The sequence below is a fragment of the Planktothrix sp. FACHB-1355 genome (genome assembly GCF_014748295.1).
GTDB lineage: Bacteria > Cyanobacteriota > Cyanobacteriia > Cyanobacteriales > Aerosakkonemataceae > Aerosakkonema > Aerosakkonema funiforme_A.
Map to the genome: position 1 here is coordinate 1 of NZ_JACJUP010000780.1, position 3,438 is coordinate 3,438.

At 46.7% G+C, this 3,438-nt stretch carries 2 protein-coding genes; both read left to right on the top strand.

Annotation, left to right across the window (positions count from 1 at the left end; all coding sequences use genetic code 11):
- The first annotated feature begins 147 nt into the window (after positions 1 to 147).
- The gene (gene ppsA / locus H6S82_RS24735) at positions 148 to 2,649 is read left to right on the top strand and encodes a phosphoenolpyruvate synthase (RefSeq protein WP_190463884.1); all 2,502 of its coding nucleotides are present in this window, start codon (positions 148 to 150) and stop codon (positions 2,647 to 2,649) included.
- A 251-nt stretch (positions 2,650 to 2,900) separates the two neighbouring features.
- On the top strand, positions 2,901 to 3,380 hold the full coding sequence (locus H6S82_RS24740; protein WP_190463885.1) for a universal stress protein: 480 nt from the start codon (positions 2,901 to 2,903) through the stop codon (positions 3,378 to 3,380).
- The last annotated feature ends 58 nt before the right edge of the window (positions 3,381 to 3,438 follow it).

A 3,438-nucleotide genomic window follows, 5' to 3' on the forward strand; every position in this document is an offset into this window, starting at 1 on the left:
TAGTAAGTAAGGAAACAAAAAGTATGTTCTTTGTGTTGGCTAGAGAAAGCGATAGGATGCAATTAGAAAGAAAATCGAGCATTGCAAAAGGCTCCCTCTGCTAAACAGCAGCAACAATTGAAGAGATTTATTACGGGAGATAAATAAATGTTGCAAACAGAACTATATTCACAAGAACAATCGCAGCTGGAAAGAGAAAAATCTTTAGTGCTGACTTTTGAAGAAATTCGCCTCAGCGACGTTCCTTTGGTCGGCGGCAAAAATGCTTCTTTAGGGGAAATGATCCAACAACTATCTTCTAAAGGAGTGCAAGTTCCGACTGGATTTGCCACGACAGCTTATGCTTATCGGTACTTCATCGAACAAGCGGGTTTAGAGAAAACGCTGCGCCAGCTATTTTCTGACCTAAATGTGGATGATGTGAAGAACTTGCGGATGAGGGGTAAGCAAGCTCGTGCCTTGATTCTGAACACACCTTTTCCGGAAGATTTAGAAGAAGCGATCGCTGAGGCATATAAAAAGTTATGCGCTCGGTACGGTACTGGAGAATCTTGCCAAGAACTTGACCCCAACGATCAAGAAGCCTGCGAAAAATACAGTCTCGATCTCGATGTTGCCGTTCGTTCCAGCGCCACAGCAGAAGATTTGCCCGACGCCAGTTTTGCCGGTCAACAAGAAACCTACCTGAACGTCTACGGTGTAGAAGCAGTGCTGGAAGCTTGCCATAAATGCTTCGCCTCCATCTTTACCGATCGCGCCATCTCCTATCGCACCATCAAAGGCTTCGATCACTTTGAAGTCGCCCTTTCCGTCGGCGTGCAAAAAATGGTACGTTCCGACTTAGCTTCTTCCGGTGTTATGTTCTCGATCGACACAGAAACCGGCTTCAAGAACGCCGCCTTAGTTACCGCCGCTTACGGTTTGGGTGAAAACGTAGTCCAAGGCGCAGTTAACCCCGACGAATACTTCGTCTTCAAACCCACTCTCAAACAAGGTTACCGCCCCATCCTGGAAAAACGCCTCGGCAGTAAAGAAATCAAAATGATTTATGACGTTGGCGGTGGCAAACAAACCAAAAACGTATCCGTACCAGAATCAGAACGGGGTAAATACGCCCTCAACGACGAGGAAATTCTCATCTTAGCCAAATGGGCTTGCATCATTGAAGATCACTATTCCGAACTGCGGGGTAGCTACAGCCCGATGGACATAGAGTGGGCCAAAGACGGCTTAACCGGCGAACTGTTCATCGTGCAAGCGCGTCCGGAAACGGTGCAATCTCAAAAATCCAGCAGCGTTCTGCGTAACTATCAACTGAAAGGCAAGAGCGAAGTACTGGTAACCGGTCGTGCTGTGGGCGAAATGATCGGTCAAGGCAAAGCCCGCGTCATTCTGGACGTTCACAAAATCGACCAATTCCAAGCCGGTGAAGTGTTGGTAACAAACAAGACCGACCCGGATTGGGAACCGATCATGAAGAAAGCGAGTGCGATCGTCACCAATCAAGGCGGACGTACCTGCCACGCGGCAATTATCGCTCGCGAAATGGGCATTCCGGCAATTGTCGGTTGCAGTAATGCTACAGGTGTTTTGACTAACGGTCAAGAAGTCACCGTCTGCTGCGCGGAAGGGGAAGAAGGACGAGTTTATCAAGGTCTGCTGCCGTTTGAAGTCCAAGAAACCCAACTGGACAACTTACCGCGCACCCGCACCAAGATTTTGATGAATGTGGGCAATCCAGAAGAAGCTTTTGGTTTAGCTTCGATTCCTTGCGATGGTGTAGGATTGGCACGCTTGGAATTTATCATTGCCAATCATATTAAATGCCATCCTTTGGCGCTGATTCATTTCGACAAACTGGAAGATGAATCGGTGAAGCGGGAAATTGGCGAGCTAACTGCACTATATAATAGTAAGCCTGATTTCTTTGTGGATAAGTTGGCGCACGGAATCGGTACGATCGCAGCTGCATTTTATCCCAATCCGGTAGTAGTGCGGATGTCGGATTTCAAGAGCAACGAATACGCCAACTTGTTGGGTGGCAAACAGTTTGAACCGAAAGAAGAAAACCCGATGATCGGTTGGCGCGGTGCTTCTCGCTATTACGATGAAAAATATCGCGATGCGTATGGTTTGGAATGCCAAGCGCTGAAACGAGTACGGGATGAAATGGGTTTGGTTAACGTTATCCCAATGATTCCTTTTTGCCGCACTCCCGATGAAGGTCGCAAGGTGCTGGCGGAAATGGAAAAATATGGCCTCAAGCGCGGCGAAAACGATCTGCAAGTCTACGTGATGTGCGAAATTCCCAATAACGTGATTATGGCGGATCGATTCAGTGAAGTGTTTGACGGCTTTTCGATCGGTTCTAATGACTTGACGCAGCTGACTTTGGGGCTCGATCGCGACTCGGCTTTAGTGGCCCACATTTTCGACGAACGCAACGAAGGTGTGAAGGAAATGGTGCGGTTGGCGATCGAAAAAGCCAAGAAGAATAATCGCAAGATCGGTATCTGCGGTCAAGCACCTTCTGACTATCCCGAATTTGCTCGTTTCTTAGTGGAACTGGGTATTGATTCGATCAGTCTGAATCCCGATTCCGTGATGAAAACTCTGCTAGACATCGCTAAGGTGGAAGGCGTCAGCTGAAGCATCAGTTCGGCGAGTTTAATTTGGGCTATTAGCTGTTAGGAGTGAGTAGTTAGCGGAAACACCGCTAACTACTCATCTTGCTGTTTTTATATTTTTTTGTTTATAACTCGTGACTAATGACAAAAGTTGATTTATGCTTAAATCACTAAGGACTATTTCTACAGATATTAACTTTCAGTGAAAAAAAGCAATCAAAACGGATTTGCGATAAGTCCTGCCATTTAACTTACTTTGAAGAAAAAGTTTATATGTTCCGCAAAATACTGGTAGCAATGGATAACTCTGAAGACAGCAAGCATATTTTTGAAAAAGCTCTATCCTTGGCGAAACTAACCAACGCTCATCTTATGTTACTGCACGTTTTGTCTCCCGAAGATGAAGGTTATCCAAACATGGATTTGCAGCCTAGCTTGAGTTATTATGCAGGCAGGCACGAACAGATCGATAGTTATTTAAAGAGGCTGAAAGAGTTTGAAGAGCGAGGTAGAGAAATATTGCGATCGCGCCTAGCTCAAGCCACTACAGCGGGGGTAAAAGCCGAGTTTTGCCAAAATACGGGCAACCCCAGGTGGAGCATTTGCGACTTGGCTCGGACTTGGGACGCTGACCTGATCGTGATGGGGCATCGCGATCGGATTAGATTGAAAGATATGGGACTGGGCAGCGTCAGCAACTACGTCACCCACAACGCGCATTGCTCGGTATTGATTGTACAAGATAACGGGTAATTTTAGCAGGACGTTACCCACGCCGAAGCCAGAAACCGGGTTTCTGAGTCGATATCTA

Coding starts and splice junctions, on each gene's coding strand:
- ppsA (WP_190463884.1), top strand. CDS start 148: ATGTTGCAAACAGAACTATATTCACAAGAACAATCGCAGCTGGAAAGA.
- H6S82_RS24740 (WP_190463885.1), top strand. CDS start 2,901: ATGTTCCGCAAAATACTGGTAGCAATGGATAACTCTGAAGACAGCAAG.